17 protein-coding genes are annotated in these 20,782 nt (G+C 54.2%); 5 read left to right on the forward strand and 12 right to left on the reverse strand.

From position 1 onward, the window contains the following. The 7 genes from SMB34_RS05005 to soxR form a co-directional block, all read right to left on the reverse strand. Nucleotides 1-2,487: beta strand repeat-containing protein (locus SMB34_RS05005; RefSeq protein WP_240478750.1), on the reverse strand; the 2,487-nt coding region annotated here is incomplete at its 3' end. 145 nt (nucleotides 2,488-2,632) lie between these two features. Further along, nucleotides 2,633-3,985 (reverse strand): HlyD family type I secretion periplasmic adaptor subunit, encoded by a 1,353-nt coding sequence (locus SMB34_RS05010; protein WP_007088893.1) that lies wholly within the window; start codon nucleotides 3,983-3,985, stop codon nucleotides 2,633-2,635. After that, nucleotides 3,982-6,120 (reverse strand): peptidase domain-containing ABC transporter, encoded by a 2,139-nt coding sequence (locus tag SMB34_RS05015; protein ID WP_037988114.1) that lies wholly within the window; start codon nucleotides 6,118-6,120, stop codon nucleotides 3,982-3,984. The genes SMB34_RS05010 and SMB34_RS05015 overlap by 4 nt, the downstream gene beginning before the upstream one ends. Continuing rightward, nucleotides 6,117-7,832 (reverse strand): peptidase domain-containing ABC transporter, encoded by a 1,716-nt coding sequence (locus tag SMB34_RS05020; RefSeq protein ID WP_037988116.1) that lies wholly within the window; start codon nucleotides 7,830-7,832, stop codon nucleotides 6,117-6,119. The genes SMB34_RS05015 and SMB34_RS05020 overlap by 4 nt, the downstream gene beginning before the upstream one ends. Before the next feature lie 175 nt (nucleotides 7,833-8,007). Beyond that, nucleotides 8,008-8,412, reverse strand: a complete 405-nt coding sequence (locus SMB34_RS05025) for an RNA-binding S4 domain-containing protein (protein ID WP_037988119.1) — start codon at nucleotides 8,410-8,412, stop codon at nucleotides 8,008-8,010. 75 nt (nucleotides 8,413-8,487) lie between these two features. Further along, nucleotides 8,488-11,355: a helicase-related protein gene (locus SMB34_RS05030; protein WP_037988122.1), complete on the reverse strand. Its 2,868-nt coding sequence runs from the start codon at nucleotides 11,353-11,355 to the stop codon at nucleotides 8,488-8,490. A gap of 130 nt (nucleotides 11,356-11,485) precedes the next feature. Beyond that, a complete protein-coding gene (soxR, locus tag SMB34_RS05035; RefSeq protein ID WP_007088898.1) occupies nucleotides 11,486-11,977 on the reverse strand; it encodes a redox-sensitive transcriptional activator SoxR in 492 nt (163 codons plus the stop codon). 124 nt (nucleotides 11,978-12,101) lie between these two features. Between soxR and SMB34_RS05040 the strand changes: the two genes are divergently transcribed. Continuing rightward, a complete protein-coding gene (locus SMB34_RS05040; RefSeq protein WP_037988124.1) occupies nucleotides 12,102-12,692 on the forward strand; it encodes an NADPH-dependent FMN reductase in 591 nt (196 codons plus the stop codon). A gap of 59 nt (nucleotides 12,693-12,751) precedes the next feature. Here SMB34_RS05040 and SMB34_RS05045 read toward each other — a convergent pair whose 3' ends face one another. Beyond that, nucleotides 12,752-13,078 (reverse strand): HPF/RaiA family ribosome-associated protein, encoded by a 327-nt coding sequence (locus SMB34_RS05045; protein WP_007088900.1) that lies wholly within the window; start codon nucleotides 13,076-13,078, stop codon nucleotides 12,752-12,754. 276 nt (nucleotides 13,079-13,354) lie between these two features. Between SMB34_RS05045 and htpG the strand changes: the two genes are divergently transcribed. The 4 genes from htpG (at nucleotide 13,355) to SMB34_RS05065 (ending at nucleotide 18,255) form a co-directional block, all read left to right on the forward strand. Continuing rightward, nucleotides 13,355-15,238, forward strand: coding sequence for a molecular chaperone HtpG (gene htpG, locus SMB34_RS05050; RefSeq protein ID WP_037988125.1), 1,884 nt, complete (start codon nucleotides 13,355-13,357; stop codon nucleotides 15,236-15,238). Nucleotides 15,239-15,355: 117 nt separating this feature from the next. Next, on the forward strand, nucleotides 15,356-16,570 hold the full coding sequence (locus tag SMB34_RS05055; RefSeq protein WP_037988127.1) for a hypothetical protein: 1,215 nt from the start codon (nucleotides 15,356-15,358) through the stop codon (nucleotides 16,568-16,570). An 85-nt stretch (nucleotides 16,571-16,655) separates the two neighbouring features. Beyond that, a complete protein-coding gene (locus SMB34_RS05060) occupies nucleotides 16,656-17,978 on the forward strand; it encodes a deoxyguanosinetriphosphate triphosphohydrolase (RefSeq protein ID WP_037988128.1) in 1,323 nt (440 codons plus the stop codon). Between the two features lie 46 nt (nucleotides 17,979-18,024). Further along, complete coding sequence (locus tag SMB34_RS05065) at nucleotides 18,025-18,255, forward strand: hypothetical protein (RefSeq protein WP_037988130.1); 231 nt, start codon at nucleotides 18,025-18,027, stop codon at nucleotides 18,253-18,255. 87 nt (nucleotides 18,256-18,342) lie between these two features. On the opposite strand, the gene SMB34_RS05070 is transcribed toward SMB34_RS05065, so the two are convergent. The 4 genes from SMB34_RS05070 to SMB34_RS05085 all read right to left on the reverse strand — a co-directional run bounded on the left by SMB34_RS05070 (nucleotide 18,343) and on the right by SMB34_RS05085 (nucleotide 20,727). Next, nucleotides 18,343-18,540 (reverse strand): YqaE/Pmp3 family membrane protein, encoded by a 198-nt coding sequence (locus SMB34_RS05070; protein ID WP_007088905.1) that lies wholly within the window; start codon nucleotides 18,538-18,540, stop codon nucleotides 18,343-18,345. Between the two features lie 26 nt (nucleotides 18,541-18,566). Continuing rightward, nucleotides 18,567-19,418: an OmpA family protein gene (locus tag SMB34_RS05075; protein WP_037988132.1), complete on the reverse strand. Its 852-nt coding sequence runs from the start codon at nucleotides 19,416-19,418 to the stop codon at nucleotides 18,567-18,569. A gap of 6 nt (nucleotides 19,419-19,424) precedes the next feature. Next, nucleotides 19,425-19,664 (reverse strand): hypothetical protein, encoded by a 240-nt coding sequence (locus tag SMB34_RS21125; RefSeq protein ID WP_167332735.1) that lies wholly within the window; start codon nucleotides 19,662-19,664, stop codon nucleotides 19,425-19,427. Nucleotides 19,665-19,896: 232 nt separating this feature from the next. After that, the gene (locus SMB34_RS05085; protein ID WP_007088907.1) at nucleotides 19,897-20,727 is read right to left on the reverse strand and encodes an AsmA family protein; all 831 of its coding nucleotides are present in this window, start codon (nucleotides 20,725-20,727) and stop codon (nucleotides 19,897-19,899) included. Nucleotides 20,728-20,782 lie beyond the last annotated feature (55 nt).

Raw genomic sequence — 20,782 nt, forward strand, 5'->3', positions numbered from 1 at the left:
ACCGTTCAGGTCAGCCGCCGACAAGGTCCAGGTCCCGTCACCGTTGTCCGTACCAGCCGACAAGGCAGCACCTTCTGGCACGCCACTGATCGTAACGGTTAGAACTTCACCGCTGTCCGTCAGGCCTGCGTCAATGTCGAGCGTAATCGCCGAATCTTCGTTACCAGATGCATCCGAAACTTCCAGCGTCGGAGCATCGGCAACACCTGCAACATCAACCGTAATGCTGCCTGTTGTGGTCGCAACATCATCACCATCAGCCGACTGCGCGGTGACGGTCAGGTCAAACGATCCACTGAAGTCATCCGCTGGTGTGATCGTCAGGCCGTTCAGGTCGGCGGATGACAGAGTCCAGCTGCCATCACCGTTATCGGTGCCCGAAGACAGCTTCGCGCCTTCTGGCACGCCGCTGATCGTAACGGTGAGAACTTCGCTGGAGTCCGTCAGGCCTGCGTCAATGTCGAGCGTAATCGCCGAATCTTCTGAACCACTGGTGTCAGAGACATCCAACGTCGGCGTATCGGCAACACCCGCGACATCAACCGTAATCGTATCCGTCGCGGTGGCGATATCGCTGCCATCAGCAGACTGCGCGGTGACTGTCAGATCAAACGATCCACTAAAGTCCTCCGCCGGGGTAATCGACAGGCCGTTGAGGTCGGCTGCTGACAGCGTCCATCTGCCATCACCATTATTGGTTCCAGCCGACAAGGTTGCACCATCCGGAACGCCGCTGATCGTAACGGTTAGAACTTCGGAGCTGTCCGTCAGGCCTGCGTCAATATCGAGCGCAATGGCCGAATCTTCGTTACCAGATGCATCCGAAACTTCCAGCGTCGGAGCATCGGCAACATCTGCAACATCAACCGTAATGCGGCCCGTTGTGGTCGCAACATCGTTGCCATCCGCAGATTGCGCGGTGACTGTCAGGTCAAACGATCCGCTAAAATCATCTGCTGGTGTAATCGTCAGACCTGCAAGCTGATCGGGACTTAGAGTCCAACTGCCATCACCGTTATCGGTACCGGCTGACAGGGTCGCGCCCTCTGGCACGCCACTGATCGTAACACTCAGAACTTCGGAGCTGTCCGTCAGGCCCGCATCAATGTCGAGTGCAATCGCATTGTCTTCGGACCCGCTCGCATCCGACACATCCAATGTCGGCGCGTCTGCGATCCCCGCAACATCAACCGTAATCTCTTCGACAACGACTGCGCTATCGGTGCCGTCAGTTGTCGAGACAGATACGGTCAGGTCGAAGCTGCCGTTGAAATTTTCGCCCGGTGTGATTGTCAAGCCGTCGAGATCGGCGACGTCGAGGGTCCAGGTGCCGTCACCATTGTCGGTTCCGGCGGACAGGGTTGCACCATCGGGCACGCCTGAGATGGTGATCGAGATGCCCTCGTTCGCATCAAGCAGTTCGGTATCAATCGAGAGGGCAATCGCACTGTCTTCGGCACCGGCGGCATCGCCGACATCAAGCTTTGCACCATCGGCAACGGCTTCGACATCGACCGTGAAGCTTGTGCTTGTCGATGATGTGCTGCCATTGGCCTCGGTGCTGGTTGCGGTTACTGAAAGATCAAAGCTGCCATTGTAGTTCCCCCCCGGTGTGATCGTCAGGCCCGCGAGCTGATCTGGCGTCAGTGACCATGTGCCATCGCCGTTATCCGTGCCGGCCGATAAAACCGCCCCATCAGGCACGCCGGAAATCGTGATCGAAAGGGTTTCATCGCCGCCATCAAGGTCACGAAGAGCAGCAGAGACATCAAGCGAGATCGCACTGTCTTCGTCACCGGCAACATCCGTGGCAGAAAGGCTTGGTGCGTCGGCGACTTTTGGCACCTCGTTCCGGGTTTCGAGTTCCAGAACCTCGTCCAGTTCGGCGGAATCCGCAGCACTGACATCAGCCGCCGCAACAGCAGCCTCTGATGCCGGTGCGGACCGGGGCGCAAAATCAGTTTCAATATTTTGACCGGAGCGGCCACCACCGCCTTCGCCGGCACCGGGGACAATGGTCGTATCGGGTGTTGAAACCGGTTGCGGGTTATCAGCACCACCTGCATCGTTTGACCGCAGGGAAACCGGGTCGTTTCCTGAGCTGCCACCAGCAGTTTCAGCGCCCTCGCCAACCGTATCGATATTGTTTTCAAGCTCGACCCGCTCGGCCTCGGCCTTTATCTGCTTTTCCGTGGCGTCGGCCTGGGTTGTTTCCTCGGCCCGTTGATCGCCCGCGTTGCGCTGGCGGAACTGGCGTTGGTCTTCGCCCTGCGGGTTATTGACCTGATTGCCATAATGAACACTGCCCAACTGTTCGTTGGGAATGCCACCATCACCATTCTGATCACCATGCAGTTCGACATGCTCGTCCGGATCATCGCCACTGCGATCATCACGCATAAGATCATCACCGCCGGTACCGGTATCTGCCCGGTTTCCGCCCAGTTCGTTGCGAGTGTCTTCTGCGTCGCGAGGATCGTCCGCCATCTAGCCCATTCTCCGAGAAATGCGGGACGGGAATCCCTGATCCGCATTTCTATACAAAAGTATAGAATTCTCTGTTTTACCAGAGAAACGTGCGGCCAGGCAGTAGAAATGAAATGAACATTTCCAGCGGGACCATTATGAAAACTCAGCGTTCGCTAAATGCCTGATCAAGCGAGACATAAACCGGCTTGAGCAGATATTGCAGCAATGTCCTTTCACCCGTCTGGATGTCGGCCTGAACCGTCATGCCAGGGATAATCGGCTGAGCGCGGGCACCCTCACCGACCCGGTCGGAATCAAGTGCCACCCGTCCTTTATAATACGGTCGTCCATCTTCATCAACAAAAGTAGAGGCCGATATCGATACCAATTCACCACTGATACTACCATATCGTATATAGTCAAATGCACTGACTTTAACAGTCACCGGCTGTCCAAGATGAACATGACCGATATCCTCGGTCGAAATCCGGGTTTCCGCGACCAGTGCATCATCGGTCGGAACCAGCTCCATGACCACCTGTGCAGGGGCAATCACCCCGCCGATCGTGGTAAATTGCAGCCCCTTGATATAACCCTTGGACGGGGCGCGGATTTCAAGTCGCGCGACACGGTCCTTAAGCTTGCGCAGCGCTTCATCGGCCTGGGCAATTTCACCGCCAAGCCGCCCCAGCTCACTTAGCGCTTCCTCGCGCTGGCTGTTTCGAAGTTCGTTCTGGCGCAGATTGGCTTCGGCGATGGTTTCACGCGCACGCGCCATTTCCGCAATGACACTTGAAAGATTGCCCTGCGCTTCGTTCAATTCACGCTGGATATTGAGGAACAGGACCTTGGAGTTCAGCCCCTGTTCATACAGCGAGCGGCGCATCGTCACTTCTTGGTTAAGCAGTTCGACAGAACGGCGCAAAGTCCCTTCCTGCTGCTGGAGCTGGGCCAATTCGGCGTTGCGTTCCTTGATCTGAACGTCAAGGATTTCGCGCTGGCTGCTATCAAGGTCGGTTTTGATCCGATAGATTTCCTGCTGGTTTTTTGCCAGTTCCGGATACTGGTCCATCAGCAGGGTGAAGTCGGGATCGCGCGATTCGGCAAGTGCGCGATAACGTTCGGCTTCAAGACGCAGGCTGGCCAGTCTGGTTTCGGCCTGCGACAGTTCGGCCTGTGATGCTTCGGGTTTCAACCGCATCAGAACCTGGTCTTTTTCGACCAAGTCACCATCCCGCACCATGATTTCGGAAATGATGCCACCTTCAAGATGCTGGATCTTGTTAACCGCCCCGGTCGGCATGACCTGCCCGAAGGTGGTTGCCGTTTCCTTGATCTGGGTGGTTGCCGCCCACGCGATCAGCGCGATAAAGCCAACCGAAAGCATCACCATTGCCGAACGGACAAAGACCGAAATCCCGCCTTCTTCGAGCAATACGGCATGTGACAGATAGCGCGCCATACGGCGTGACTGGCGGAACCGTTCAATTGCGGTGTTCTGAACTGCTTCGCTCATAGGAAACCTCCGTCAAGCACCTGCTGCTTGATGCGTGCTGGCGGCGCATCGGCGCGCACCTGGCCTGCTTCAAGAACAATGATGCGGTCGGCCAGATCAAGATGGCTTGGCCGATGGGTAATCAGGAAAATCGTCGATCCGCCGCGCAGACGGTTGATCGCATGCTGGAATGCCCGATCCGCTTTCTGGTCAAGGCCATTGGTCGGCTCATCAAACAGGATGATCGGTGCTTCGCGGACAAAGGCACGCGCAAGTGCCAGGCGTTGCAGGAAGCTTGTCGAAAAGCGCGAGGAATGCTGATCGCCGATCCGTGTTTCAAAACCGTCGGGCAGGGCTTCGATTTCCGAGAGAATACCCGCCGACATACAGGCCATCCGCAATTCATCGGGTGATGCAATCGGATTGGCAAGGCGCAGGTTTTGCGCAATTGATCCACGGAAAAATTCAACATCCTGCGGCACATAGGAAATGGACTGACGCAAGGTTTGCGGATCCATCTGGCGGATGTCCGCGCCGTCGATCAGAACAGCACCGGCCTGTGGCTGATACATCCCGGCGATCAATTTGATCAGCGATGACTTGCCCGCCCCGTTCGATCCGACAACCGCAACCACCTGTCCGGCCTTGATATCGAAATTCACCCCGACCAGAGCCGGATCGGAGTCCGGCGTATATCGGAAGCTGACACGCGAGAAGGTGACATTGCCTTCGAAACGGCGTTGGCCAACCGTGCGCGGCACCAGATCACGTTCCGGTGCCAGCGTCATCAGACGGTTTATCTGCCGGACAGACCCGCGAAGCTGTGCCAGCCGCGGCATACCGACAAAGGCCTGATTGATCGGGCCAAGTACACGCCATGCCAGCATCATCGATGCCACAAGTGCGCCGACGGTCATTGAACCCGCCATGACCTGAACCGCGCCAAAGGCAAGGATAAGCGCCCCGGATGAGACCATCAGAATCTGTGCCGATGTGTTGATCAGATTATTGATCATTGCCACCCGGAACCCGGCATAAGCCGTATCGGCCGAAATATCGCGGAAACGCGACAGCCAGCGATGTTCTGTGCCTGTATATTTCAACGCCTGCATCTTGCCGACCGTCTCGACCAGAAATTCCTGCCGGTTCGCACCATTGCGGCCAAGTTCCGAAACCCGTCGTGACACCACCGGAAAAGACACCAGCCCGATCAGGACAAAAACAACGATCAGCCCAATCGGGATAAGTGCTAGCCACCCCCCAAGGATCGCCAGAACAATCAGGAAGATCGGCAGGAAGGGCATTTCCAGAATGACAAGCGCCATCGGGCCGCTAAAGAATTCGCGGACGCTTTCAAAATCGCGAATCCGCGAAATCTGAACCCCGACCGGGGCACGTTCGGTAAAGGCGGGTGGCAGGGACAGGAGCCGTTCGAAAATGGCACTGCTGACAAGTGTATCAAGGCGCGCCCCAAAATGGCTGACCATCTGGCTTCGCAGATTGCGCAGGACCCAGTCAAGGATCAGGACAATCCCCATGCCGATCCCGAACTGGATCAACATGGGGATCGACCGCGTTCCAATGACCCGGTCATAGATCCCCATTACGAAAATCGGGCTGGCCAGCGCCATCAGGTTCAGCATCAGGGTAATCAGCAAAAGCTGTCCACCAAGGGCGGAAAAGCGGTCGGTAATTCCGCCAAACCAGCCGCGTTTGTCCTCTTCAAAAAACCGTTCGTGACGCCCAGCCTGGGTAAACTGGAACAACCGCCCGGGAAGATTGCCGGGCTTGATCACCATTTCACGGCTGGTGCCGCCATCAAACACCCGGATGCCAGCATTTTCCGGCTTGATCACCACAAGTGCGGTGCCGTTATCGGGCACGAACAGACAGGGCATCAACCGATCATCGATCCGATCGAATGTGGTATCGATTTCGCGCGACCGGTAATTCAGGTTCGCCAGCACATTGCGAAAATCGGTCAGATCAAGGGCCTCGTCCATATGCGGCAATGCTTCTGCGACCTGACGGGGCAACCCACGCCAGCCAAGCGCCTGCAACAAAGGCCACAGGCAGGCATCAAAATCCGACTGGGCGTCATTGCTGGCAAGGCCCATGCGGTAATTCAGCGCGAAGTCCATGTTTTCGATATTCATGACCGGCCTCCTGCGCGTGCGACTTCTTCTGCCTCGATCACCGGCTGGGTGCCGCTGCGCCGCAGGACCGGCACCAGACGTTTTTCAATCAGGCGATATTGTCTGTCGGCAAGGGCGATCAGTGACGGTCGGTGCGATACCATCACCAGCGTACAATGTTTGCGAAGTTCAATCAGAAGACCGGCAAGAATGTTGTCACCCGCGATATCAAGCGAACTGTTGGCTTCGTCAAACAGCACGATGCGCGGATAGTCGATCAGGGCACGCGCAATCGCGATACGCTGCTTTACGCCGCGCGGAAGGGTTTCGGATGCCTGTCCGCCCACTTCGGTATCGTAACCGTCGGGCATGCGCATGACGATTTCATCAAGCCCCAGACGCCGCGAGATTTCCACGACACGATCCGTGCCGATTTCCTTGCGGAAGGATGTGATGTTTTCAAGGATCGTTCCCTTAAACATCACACCATGTTGCGGCAGATAGGCAATCTGGCGGCGGATCGATTCCGATGCATATTTATTTGGATCACGACCATCGAGCCGCACCGAACCGCGATCAGGGCGTAACGCCCCCATCAGAAGCCACAGCAAGGTGGTTTTACCGGTACCGTTTTCACCGGTGATTGCAACAGATTCACCGGGCTGTATCGCAAGCGTCAGATTTTCAAAAACTGTGTCCCCGCCCGCGTGCGAAAAACTGACATCGTCAAGCTCGATACGCCCTTCAAGCGGCGGCATTTCAGCAGCATCGTCGGCATCTTCGGGCGGCAGACGGAAAAGTTCGCGGCACCGATCACGCGCAACCCGAATGCTTTGAAACTGGGTCCAAAGACCCATGGCACGTTGCAGCGGCTGGATCGAACGCCCGGCCAGCATCGTGCAGGCGGCAAGCCCGCCCACTGTCAGATCGGCATTGATAACCAGAAGACTGCCGACACCGGCAACAAGGATCATCGTGATCATCGAAAAGCTGGCACTTGAATTGATCGCGGCATGGGCGCAACGCGCGGCGACAAGGTCATCCTCGGAACACTGGATTTGCAGCTGATCATGGCGACGGATCATCAGGTTTTCCATCGCCATCGCCTTGATGGTGTGAATGCCGGTCAGGGTTTCGATAATGAAATTATAGCGCCGCTCGTCGGCCTGACTGCGTTCATCAAGCGCGCGACGCAGCCGCCGCCCCAGGATCATTGCGGTCAGCATGAAGGCAAACAGAATGCCCAGCGGTACCAGCACAAGCTTGCCACCGATAATGGCAATCAAACCAAGGAACAGGATAATGAACGGCAGATCGATCACCGCCCCGATTGCCTGCCCGGCATAAAAGTCACGCAGGACATTCAGACTGTTCAGCCGCTGAAGATGCTGGCCAGGTGCGGTTTTTTCATAATCGGAAAGACTGGTCGCCAACAAATGACCGACAGCAGCCTGCGAACTTTTATGTTCGAACTTTGCCGCCGACAGCGACGATATATAGGCCCGACCAAGGCGCAAAGCCGCTTCAAGCACCAACGCGCCAAAAACCCCGAGTATAAGCAAGGTCAAAGTCGGGATGGCATTATGGGGCAGCACACGGTCATAGACCTGCAACAGGGTCACCGGCAGTGCCAGCGACAGCAGGTTGATCACAAGTGCTGCGAGCAATATGGCAAAACGGCCTGCCCCCAGATGTGACAAAGTGCCGATATGCAGGCCAGGCTTGCGTTTCATAACGCAGTCATTCTCCAAGTCGAAGCGAAACCATACTAAAGTAGGTGCATTATACCTTGATATAGGATCAATAGCCCATGACCATGCTGGAGGCAAGAAAATCCTGAGGTTTCTACAACCCGGTATGTTGTTCGCGCCGTACCTGGCGTTAGATCAGATGATTATGTGTAAAATACTATTCATCGCCGCGCAACCGGTCCGTTGCGCGCCTTTCGGCCTTGGTCGGGCGCCCGCTGCCAGCTTCGCGTTCAGCAATCGGAGCGGTTCGGATATCGGCCGCGACCTCTTTTTTCGCCACACGTGGTGGCGAGTGATCAACGTAAAGCTGCTGGGCTTCGGGGGCAGGGCCACGTCGTTCGCCAGGTGCCACCACTTCGATCACGCGCAGATGCGGGCCCTGAAAGAATTGCAGCCGATCCCCGACAACGACCGTAACGCTGGCCTTGGAGACGGACTGACCGTTCAGAACGATATGGCCCGACTGGCATGCCTTGCTGGCAAGCGAGCGGGTCTTATAGAACCGCGCATACCATAGCCATTTATCTATACGAACTTTGTTGCCTGTCTGATCAAGTGTCATGGATTGATTTTACCATCCCAAACGCAATGCGGCGACCCCGCAAAGGGTCGCCGCATCACAGAAAACAGGTCGGGATCAGCCCTTTGCCGCCAGCATTTCCTTCAGCTTGGCAAATGGCGAATCCTCGTTGATCTGATTGTTTTTGGCCGGTGCATTGTTCGGACGCCCCTGACCTTTGCCACCACGGTCTCCGCCCTTGTTCGGGCCGCCACGGTTCGGGCGTTGACCGCCTTTGCCTTTCGGCGCGCCTTTGCCATGGGCTTCCTGGCGCGGACCGCCACGCTGGCCTTTGCCGGCACCACCGCGCTTGCGGCGGTCGACACGGACAAAATATTTAACCTCGACGAATTCCGGCTCGGCTTCGGCTTCACCGGCTGCCGGGGCAGCTTCTTCGGCGGGCGTTTCGCTGACGGCGTCGGCCGGTGCTTCTTTGGCTGCTTCATCGGCGTTTGCGGCTTCAGCAGGAGCTTCCGGTGCATCTGCACTCACAGCAGCAGGTTCAGAAGCAGGTTCAGAAGCCTTTTTAGCAGCTTCCTTGGCATCAAGTTCAGCCTTGCTGACCTTGACCACCTCGGCACGCCAGCCAAGTGCGGTAAACACGCCTTCGGCCTGCTCGACCGTGCAGCCCAGAAGCGACAGCAGATCGGGATCGGGTTTTACCTTGCCATCATTTTCGCGCGCCTTCTGGCGCAGCAATGCGGCAAAACGTTCGAGCATGTCGACACGTGCGGCAAGCGGCCCGACCGGCATGTAACCGGCGGCCAGATAGAAGCCCTTGGAATTGCTGCGATCATTTGGAACCGATGTGCGACCTGCCGGTGGCAGTTCGGGAAGCGCATCAAGTTCGCGCGAAATCGCCCAAAGGATGCCACGCAGTTCGACGGGATCGGGTTTCAGCGCGTCAAGCACATGAACCGTTTCAACCCCCAACCGCACGCCAAGCTTGGCCAGCGCCTTGCGGTCTTCGTCCGAAAGATCCTTGATCAGGCTTTCAAGATCGGCACGCGGGACACAGCCCAGACCTTCGTTCAATTGGAACAGAAGGCCGCGAATCGGACCGGGAAGCTGACAATCGCGCAGGCGGGTCAGCATTTTCAGGCGCGCTTCGATATGGGCGTTGACGAAATTCTGAAGCCGGGTCCTTACGCGTTCGCGGGTCGGACCGTCAAAAAACTCGCTGTCAATGACCTGGACGTCTGGACTAAGGACGGTATCGCCCTTTTTCAGCCCACCGACAACCGCCCCGTTCCACAGGACTTCCAGTTGACCATTCACCGCGAATTTGTCGTCTTCATCGGTTTCCAGTTGTTTGACACGCTGCGCAATCTCGCCAGTCAGTGCACGACGTGCAGCACTGGCGATTGCCTTGCCTTCAAACGCAGCATCGGTTTCATCGGCGATGAAACGGAATCCTTCCAGTCGGCCGACGTATTCACCTTCGACCTGGACTTCACCATTCGCAGTGATGGTAGACATGAGTTCAGACTTGTCCTTGAGACTTTTCAATAAAACCGAAGTTCGTCTGTCAACGAACCTTTGGGTCAGGCGTTCATGTAGCACATCAGAGAGCTTATCCTCAATGGCCCGCGTACGTTCCTGCCAATGATTGGCATCTTCGAGCCAGTGATGCTTGTGCGATACATAAGTCCAGACGCGAATACCCGCCAACCGTGATGACAACTGATCGATATCACCATCATAACGGTCCAGGCGCAAGACTTGTTCGCCCAACCAGTCGACCGGCAGTTTACTATTTGGTTTTGCCAGATAGCGATAGATAGATGTTAGCAGCCTTGGATGCGCATCGGTATGGATATTTCTGAAGTCCGGAATCTGGCAGACTTCCCACAATAATTGCACCCGATCCGGGGCCGATGCGATGCGCGCGACGTCTTCGTTCTGCGATAAATGCGCCAGCATGACTTCATCGACCGGTTCGCGTGCCAGAACAAGTGTCGGATTGTCCGACCGCTTGCGCAGCGATTTCTGCAAGGCATCGACGGTTCTGAAATCCAGTCGCGCATTGCGCCAGAAGACTTTGGCAAGCGGTTCGAATTCGTGGGCTTCGATCTGTTCGATAATATCGGGATCGATCCCCGAAAGATTGCCCGTCACCCCAAAGGTGCCGTCATTCATATGACGTCCGGCGCGCCCGGCGATCTGGGCGGTTTCCGCCGCCGAAAGCCCGCGATTGAACTGACCGTCAAACTTGTGAAGGGCCGCAAAGGCCACATGGTTCAGTTCAAGGTTAAGCCCCATGCCAATCGCGTCGGTCGCAATCAGGTGTTCGACCTCGCCATTCTGGAACATCTCGACCTGGGCGTTGCGCGTGCGCGGGCTAAGCGCGCCAAGCACGACGGCCGCCCCGCCCTTCTGGCGGCGGACCAATTCGGCAACGGCGTAAACTTCCTGTGCGGAAAATGTCACGACGGCCGACTGGGATGGCAGACGCTGGATCTTTTTCGATCCGTTATAGGTCAGAGTCGAAAACCGTGCGCGCGTATCAAATTCGACATTGTCGATCAGTTGACGGATCACCGGACGGATGGTTTCCGCCCCCATGAACATGGTTTCGCTGATACCGCGCGCATGCAACAGCCGGTCGGTAAATACGTGCCCGCGTTCGGGATCCGCACACATCTGGATTTCATCGATGGCCAGAAAATCAACCTGCTTGTTGACCGGCATGGCTTCGACCGTACACAGGAAATAGCGTGCTGATTTCGGAAGGATGCGTTCTTCGCCGGTGATCAGGGCCACCGCACCCTTGCCAACACGGGCGACCGCGCGATCATAGTTTTCGCGCGCCAGAAGCCGCAGCGGAAAACCGATCATACCCGAGGTATGCGCCAACATCCGTTCCATGGCCAGATGGGTCTTGCCGGTGTTGGTGGGCCCCAATATGGCAAGGATACGGGGACCGGTTCGGGTTGAAATCTGCATCAAACTTTTCCAGCAGGCATCGCGGATGATTTCGCGCGCCTAGATCAATGCGCCTTTCAACACGCCGCATCGCACAATGTCAAGCATTCTGCCGCATCGGCAAGAGTATCCCAATGCATTCCGTTACGGATCAAGACGTTCCATCTGACGGTTCGTGATCCTGTGCGTCATCAAGTTCAAGCAACCGCGCGCCGGGACCATCCGTTGCCAGTTCATCCGACGGGTTGCGAAGCGGGCAGTCGCTGATCGAAAGGCAGCCACACCCGATGCATTTGCCCAATTGATCGCGCAGCAGGGTCAATTGTTCGATCCGGGCATCAAGATCATCACGCCACCGCGACGAGAGCTTTTCCCAGTCCTGTGTCGTCGGGGCCCGGTTAATTGGCAGTCCCGATAACGCATTCCCGATTTCGGCCAACGGAATGCCGGTGCGTTGTGCGACCTTGATGATCGCGACCCGGCGCAGGATACCGCGCGGAAAGCGTCGCTGATTGCCATCCGTTCTGATCGAGGCGATCAGCCCCTTACGCTCGTAAAAATGGATCGCCGATACGGCAAGTCCGCTTCTTTTGGCGACTTCACCCACACTGAGATAGCGGTGCAATGGCCCGGGTTTCACCATTTTCCTGCCCTTTCCGTTATTTTTTCATGGCGTTCTGATGCGCTTGAAATTCATCATTGACCTCAACTATTGTTAAGGTTCTATAGATTTACTCCTTGCTGCGAAATAATCAAGGAGTGACGTCATGAAAGAGACTTTCAATCTTGCACTGATCTATGGCAGTGCCCGTGAAGACCGGTTCTGCGACACAGTTGCCGACTGGGCGATCAAAATCCTGAAAACAGATCCGGATCTGTCGGTTGATATTATCGATCCGGCGAAGCTCGATCTGCCATCCCGTCACGTCGGCAATACGCACCCCGGTGTTGCCGAACTCCAGTCCGTTCTTGCCGAAGCCGATGCCTTCCTCGTTGTCACCCCGGAATACAATCACAGCTTTACCGGCGAACTGAAATTGCTGATCGACGCAGCCAAGCCCGAATGGCGCCGAAAGCCATTGGCATTTGTGTCCTATGGCGGAATGTCGGGTGGTTTGCGGGCGGTCGAACAATTGCGACTGGTTTTTGCCGAATTGCATGTCGTGACCATGCGCGACGTTGTCAGCTTTGCCAATGTCTGGGACCAGTTTGATCCGAATGGTTATCCGATCGACAAAGCCGGGTCCGAGGCGGCCCTTAAACACATGGTCAATGATCTGAAATGGTGGGCGCGCGCATTGCGCGACGGCCGCTATCCACAAGCCCGGGCCGAAATGCCGGAGGTCACGATATCATGAACGGGGCGGTCAACTGACCGCCCCGTCATTTCAATTACTCGCTGTTGTTAACAGGAACCCTAGTGGGCGCGCATCCGGTCGACATATTCCTTGAGTTGACGGCGCGCCGCCTGATAGCTGTTTTTGAGCGCGATATAGACATCCTCATGGGCATGATCGGCACTGTCGCGCTTAACCATAATCTCCTTACCCGGCACATGAATTCCGAAATGAACCGCATAGCGGTTTCCCTGTGCGTGGGATGCATGGGGTCTTTCCACGATGACATGACAACTTGTCATGCGGTCGAAGGTTTCTTCCAGTTTTTGCACCTTGAAGCGGATCCGCTCGTCCAGCGCATCTGATTGATCAACATCACGGTAGGTGATTTGAACGGGAACCTTCATATTGCGGCCTCCTGTTATAGAGCCTGAGACATTCACAAGGCATTGCACCTTGCAATTATCCGAAACGTTTGCCGTTTCGGGGCAGGACAGGACCCAAGACAACTTCCGTAAGCCTCGCGCCCTGTAATGAAACCGTCTTTTTATATACTTAGGATACAGGGCTTGCGCTGCAAGATGCGTTGACGCATATCAAGCACTGCCTGAAGGTTGCCAAATCGGGACCCAGCAGCGCAAATTGCACATAGTGGATTGAAATTACAGGAGAACACAGAGGTCATGACGGAAGAAAAAATGCGGTTCGAGGCCGAAGTCAGCCGCCTGCTCGATATCGTTGTCCATTCGCTTTATTCGAACAAGGACATCTTCCTGCGCGAGCTCATTTCCAATGCGTCGGATGCCTGCGACAAGCTGCGCTACGAGGCGATTGCAAAACCGGAACTGCTCGCAGGGGATTCAGAATTCAAGGTTCGTCTTCTGACCGATAACGTCCGTAATGTTCTGACGATTGCCGATAACGGGATCGGGATGAACAAAACCGACCTGATTGAAAACCTTGGCACGATTGCCAATTCAGGCACCGCGAAATTCGTCGAGGCCCTGTCGAAATCCGACAAGGCAAAGGATGTTGACCTGATCGGTCAGTTCGGCGTCGGTTTCTATTCCGCCTTCATGGTTGCGGGTCAGGTCGACGTCGTCACGAAAAAAGCCGGTGAAGATCAGGCGTGGAAATGGTCATCGGACGGCAAGGGCGAATACACCATCGCCGAAGCCGAAATGGAAGGCCACGGCACCCAGATCACCCTGCATCTGACCGATGATTTCAAGGAATTCACCGAAGAATATCGCCTGCGTCATATCGTCAAAACCTATTCCGATCATATCGGCATCCCGGTTGTCCTGATGAAGGCGGACGGCAATGACGAAACCCTGAACGAGGCATCGGCACTCTGGACCCGTCCGAAATCCGACATTACCGACGAACAGTACAAAGAGTTCTACAAACACAATTCGCACGCCTTCGACGATCCGTGGAAAACCATCCACTATCAGGCCGAAGGTGCGATTGAATATACCGGTCTTCTGTTCCTGCCGACCATGCGCCCGTTCGATCTTTATGATCCGGCGCGCAAAGGTCATCTGAAACTTTATGTCCGCAAGGTCTTCATCACCGAAGGTGCCGATGACCTTCTGCCGCCGTGGTTGCGGTTTGTGTCCGGTGTCGTCGACAGCCAGGATCTGCCGCTGAACATTTCGCGCGAAATGCTGCAACACAACCCGGTCCTGACCAAAATCAAAAACGGCCTGACCAAAAAACTCCTGTCCGAACTTGAAACCGCATCGAATAAAGACTCGAAAGGTTTCGAAACCTTCTGGGAAAACTTCGGTTCTGTCGTCAAGGAAGGCCTGTATGAAGACTACACCAACCGAGACCGCATCCTGAAACTGGCACGTTTCCGTTCCACGCATTCGGATGGCTGGACAACGCTTGCCGACTATGTCACCCGCATGAAGGATGGTCAGAAGGCGATCTACTATATCAGCGGCGAAGACGTCGATGCGCTCAAACGCAGCCCGCAGCTTGAAGGTTTTGCCGCCAAGGGCATCGAAGTTCTGCTGCTGACCGATCCGGTGGATGAATTCTGGTTGCCATCTGTTGGCCAGTTTGAAGAAAAAGACTTCAAATCGGTCACCCGTGGCGGTGCGGACCTTGCCGACGTCAAATCCGATGACAAGGATGATGCCAAGGACGACAAGAAAGACGATGCCGCATCCGATGCGTCCCTTGATGCCCTGATCGCATCGATCAAGATCGCACTTGGCACCAGCATCAAGGACGTCCGTGAATCAGATCGCCTGACCAGTTCGGCCTGCTGTCTGATTGCCGATGAAACCGGCATGGATTTGCGGATGGAACGCCTGATGAAGCAGCATAACCGTGTTGATGAAATCAGCCCGCGTATCCTTGAAATCAACCCGAAACACAGCCTGATCAAAAAGCTGTCGGACATTGCCATCAAGGATGCCAAGACCCCGATCCTTCATGACGCCGCCCTGCTGTTGCTTGATCAGGCCCGCATCCTTGAAGGCGAAGCCCTGCCCGACCCGGTCAGCTTTGCCCGTCGCCTTGATCTGGTGATGGAAAAGGGTCTCAACAGCTAGTAGGCCTGTATACAATCAGTTAACCTAACTTACTCCTACCCGCCTCTTAATGAGGCGGGTTACTTTAATTACTTCAAACCTAGAATTAATGTATGTCTATTTTCAAAGCACCAAATTATGATTGAAGATCTAATTTCTAAGATTGAGTCTGATGGGACAGTAGAACTAGCTTACCTATTAATAGGTTCAATTATTATGTTCTTGATCCAAAAGGTAATTTATTATGCAAAATTAAAGGCTCGAAGAACAATATTATCAAAAAAAATCAAGAAATATCGGGAATATGCGAAAAAAACAAACGTACTCAGCTTGGAGAATGGAGATCCCGAGTTCGCGAAAAGCAACCTGATAGTGAGAGAAGCTTCTCATTTTGGTAGAGCAAAATGCCTGTATATAAATATGCCGCATGCGCATCTACAAGAGCTCAAAAGACGCGAAGAAGAGCTCCAGATTTCAAACGATAAAAGATCTTTATTTCAAAAAGATCAGTCATTCGACGGAAGTGCCAACTTTCAAGACATACAACAAAAAACTGGCATCAATAATCTTACATATCTAATCAACAAACATCGAGAAATTGTAGCCCAAAAATTTTTAGCATCGTCAGACGGACTAAGGTTCAACGGTGAAAAGTATGGGATTTACGATATTCGCTTTACTCGATTTGGTGAGAATGAAAATCCGGGGGCAGAAATAAATCTGTTCAAGACTGATTACTTCACACACCGAGTGTTCCGATCAATATATCACGAATTGGTCTCGCAGGGGCACGTGATAAAAAATGCAACGGCAGATAACTTCTTAAATTACAATGCATTTTTGACGTCATTCGGTATCAACACAATTTTGATCTGTGACGGAGAAAATGGAAAGGAAATAGTTCTCTCAAAGAGGTCGAAGAGAGTGCATGGAGGCAAGTCTAGATACCACATTTCAATGAACGAAGGGCTATCTTCAACTGACAAGGATGCATTCGGAAACGTTGATATTGAACTGTGCTTTAAGCGAGGATTATTAGAAGAAATTGGCATAGACAATAACATATACAGACTTGCCAACAGAACTTCATTCTATGACTTTTTCCTTGAAAAAACAAACTTCGAAGTTGGGTTAACATCAATGATTGAGATAGATGTCCCATTTCATTCGAATATAGAACCTCTCATCGCGAGAGATAAAGCATATGAAACAGATAGCTTCAAAGCTATACCCATGAAAGCGAAGATACTTAAGAAGTTTACGGCGGAACATGAATTTGTTCCTCACGGACTCTACACATTAAATCAGGTTCTTTTGAGAGAAGGGATATCTCTTATGTCAATTGATCAGTAAAAGTTATCGGTTGAATAAAGCTCTCTAGCCAAGCTGTTCTGGTTATTTTGCAATACATAATGCATAACCTTGGAATACCCCATCGATGAACTGGCAAAAACTGTTGTCACCCGCGCGTCTGGGCACACGACATTCAAGTGTCGGCGCGTTCGGTCGATCCGATTTTCACAAGGATTACGACCGGATCATTTTTTCGTCGGCTTTCCGGCGTCTGCAACGCAAGACGCAGGTTCATCCGCTGCCTGAAAACGACAATGTCCATACCCGCCTGACCCATAGCCTTGAAGTATCCTGTGTTGCACGGTCCATGGGACTTATGGTCGGCCATCAGTTGGCCGAAAAAGGCCACCTGCCCGACGGGATTGAACCCGATCATATGGCCGCCATTGTTCAGGCCGCCGCCCTTGCCCATGACATCGGCAACCCGCCATTTGGCCATGCCGGGGAATATGCCGTGCGTCAGTGGTTTCTGGATGCCGATCCCAAATATCTTACGCCGCTGTCCGAGGCAGAACGCGCCGATCTGACGACCTTTGAAGGCAATGCGCAGGGGTTCAGGTTACTGACCCATAAACGAAGCGGCCTTTATGACGGCGGCATGCGCCTGACCTATGCGACGCTGGCAAGTTTTGTAAAATATCCATGGTCGGCGATTGGCAGTCCTTATCCCGAAAAAATGAAATTCGGTGCATTTCAGCGCGAAATGGACCTGCTGACCGAGGTCGCCGATGCCACCGGCCTGATCCGCACCGGCGCACAATCGTTTTGCCGTCATCCGCTGGTTTATCTGGTCGAGGCGGCCGATGATGTCTGTTATGCGCTGATTGATATCGAGGACGGCGTCGAACTGGAACTGGTTGATTTCAGCGTCTTTGAAAACCTCTTATTGCCCTGCATCCCGGGCGACATTCCTAGCGAATATCACCGTGAAACCAACATCCGGCGCAAGATGACCTTCCTGCGCGGCAAGATCATCACCGGGCTGCTCGATGCCCTGACCGATGCCTTTGTCTTGCGCGAGGAGCAGTTGCTGAACGGGGCAGTCGATGGTGATCTTCTGTCCTGTGCCGATGGCCCGTTCAATGAAATGATCGCGACCGCCAAACAGTTTTCAGAAAAGCAGATCATTCTGAACCGGCGCAAAGTCCAGATCGAGGTCGGCGCATTTGCCTGCCTTGAAACGCTGCTTGATACCTTCTGCAAGACGGCCCTTGAAATCCATCAGGCCAAGGATGACGCAGAGCTTTCCTATCGTACCGGGCGGGTTCGCGAACTGATCGGCAATGATTCGATGCCGGTCGGCGCACCGCTTTACAACCTGTATCTGACGATCCTTGATTACATATCGGGCATGACCGACGACTTTGCCGCCCGCCTTGCGCGCGATATCGGCGGCGGGCAGCATTGATGCGCGGCAATCGTAACGGCCGGACGCAAGCATAGGAAACGGGACGATGTGGTTATTTGCCCCGTTCATCGGTCGCTATCGCAGGCGTCTGGCTTTTATGGCGGGCGCAGGAATGGCGGTCGTCGTTTACGGGTTGGTTGAACAAAGCACACGGCCCGAAATACAGGCATGGTACTGGCCCGGGATTGCCGGTTTCCTTACGTTTGCCATCACACGCTTTACCGTTTCACGGCTGATATCGCGGTTTATCGGCGGGGTTCGTCGCCACATGCATTAACAAAAAAGGCAGGCCCGGAAGCCTGCCTTTCACATGCAATGCGGTTCAACCGCCAATCATCAACACCATCGAATGGGGTATGGGGAATTAACCCTGCCCACCGCCCATGGCCTGACTGATTTTTTTGTCGGTGTTGTACTGGCTCAACGCATAGACAGCCCAGATTGCCGCCGGAATCCACCCCAGAAGGGTAATCTGCAAGATCAGGCAGATGATACCTGCAATGGGCCGCCCGATGGTAAAGAACAACAACCATGGCAGCAGAAGCGCGATGAGTAACCGCATATATTCACCCTCTTTGTTATGTCGGCTTACATGCCGTCTTCAAATTTCACCGTAACAACCCTGTTGCCTTTTTCCGCGACACCATCGGCAGTCGGAACCGGTACATTGGCCTCGCCGCTGATGCTGATGGCAAGCCTGCTGGGGCTGACGCCATGATCACGCAATGCCTTGACCACCGCATCGACGCGCGATTTGGCAAGGATGTCATTATACATCGGATCACCGGCCCGGTCAGCATAGGCTGTAAGACTGATCATTTTCGGGTCGTATTTTTCATATGCTTCGACAATCCCGTCAATAACCGGCATCGCCTTGTCACCAAGAACGGCACTGTCGAACGCAAAGTAGATTTTCATCGGTTCAGGCATCATCATCGGCGCAGCCGCGGCCATCGGCTTTTGATCAAGTTCCGCCTGAACAAGGGCAAGTGCCTGATAGAACGAGGCACGGCAATTATCGATGTCTTCCTGCTGAATGTTTTCTTCAAGTTCCTGCATCCAGCAATCGAAAGCAGCCTGGGCCCGTGCGGCGGCCTCTGGTGCCTTGTCCCGTCCGCCCGCATCAAAGGCCGCCATCAAATCAGCCCGTGCAACACTTATTTCTGCCAGGCCTTCTTCGGGCAGATTGCGATCTGCCAATGGTTGCGGACCGGTATCCTGTCCCATCGCCGCCGTTTTCGCGCGGTTGGTGAAGTAACGCGCATCCGCCCAGTCCGCTTCGTCATATTCGGCTTGCGCAAGGTCGGAATACGCCTGATGAAGGGCTGCATCAAATGCCGACCCCGTATCGGTCATCCCGCGAACGCCCGGAATATCCATGTTCGCACAGGCCGCAAGAAAGGCAGCTGCGGAAACAGCAAAAAGCAGTTTAGCTCTCATCGGTCTTCACTCCTTGTCTGGATGACGACAATAATGATCCCAATCCCAATATTCTATTTTCAGGGCGCATAACCAACCGGTTGATCCGGCTTGATGGCAAACGCCGCGTAACCAATGCAATGCATCGATCTTTGTTTGGCGGTGTAAATCGTTGTCGATGACCAGATCGGAAGAGTGACCAGACCCCGAAAATAATCTTTCCGGTTCATATTGCCGAACAAGATTCCCCAAGACGACACCGTCCATTGGTGAAATGTTTCCATACCCCAAAATATATGGAAACCAAATTCATGAAAAAAAGCAGGGAGATAGAGAAAATCTCACATCAGTAATATGCGGATTGTCCTTGTGCGGTGCGGCAGTACCGTCAATTCGCCGTTAAAAAGAAAAACGGAAGGAGCGATAGCCTCCCCTTCCGCCAAGACATTGATTATAAGGATATTATTGAAATATCCCGTAACTCCGGTTCCGAGTCCCGTTATTCGGACGAACCGCCAAACAGTCCCTTGACCGCATCACCGACAGCACCCGCACCGTCCTTGACCACGCCGCCGGTTCCGGTTGCAGCACCGCCAATCAATCCGGTCACACCCTTGCCAAGGTCACCGACCCCCTGCAAAAGTCCATCGACATTCAGACTGGAAACCGATTTGAACACCGCGGTGTTAAGGGCGGTGATGATTTCCTCGGCGACTTGCGCCGGGGTCGCTCCGCCTTCTTGCTTGCCAATGTCCTTAAGGTGGATTTCAGGAAGTCCCGAAGACAGTTTTTTACCCTGCAGCATCGCGGCCGACACACTGACATTGCCGTTGCGGATATAGACATTATCAATCACGACCTTGGTACCCGAACCGTCATCGGCGGCGGTATCTGCCTTGTCGCCACCTGCACCGGTCGGGCCGGAGACACGCTGGACAAAGCTTTCAACATTGCGCTGAATGGTCGCGATGTTTGACGAACCCTGCCCCAATTCATAGGTCACACTGGGCGCATCCACGATCACCTCGATCACGCGGATGGTATTGCTGGTAAGTGTCGAACCATCCAGTCGCACCGAAATATTGCCCAGCGAAAAGGCATGGTCGGTTTCAAAACCATCCGGGTTCCCGACAACCAGCCCGCCAATGGATGCCGTGTTCTGGGTGGTTTCAATCTTGACATTATCCACCGTCACATCGGCCAGCGTCACACGGGTTCCAGCCTCTTCGATGGTTGCTTTGACGATATTGTCAAGATTGACATAGACATACACCAGTCCGGCAACGACCAGCAAAATGATGGCTGCCAACGCGATGAGGATCTTTTTCATTGCCCGTATCCTGTTTTTTGTTTCATCGGGATAAAATTGCTTAAAGAATTGGGGA

This window comes from Thalassospira permensis NBRC 106175 (assembly GCF_000714555.1).
In the GTDB taxonomy this organism is placed as follows: domain Bacteria; phylum Pseudomonadota; class Alphaproteobacteria; order Rhodospirillales; family Thalassospiraceae; genus Thalassospira; species Thalassospira xiamenensis.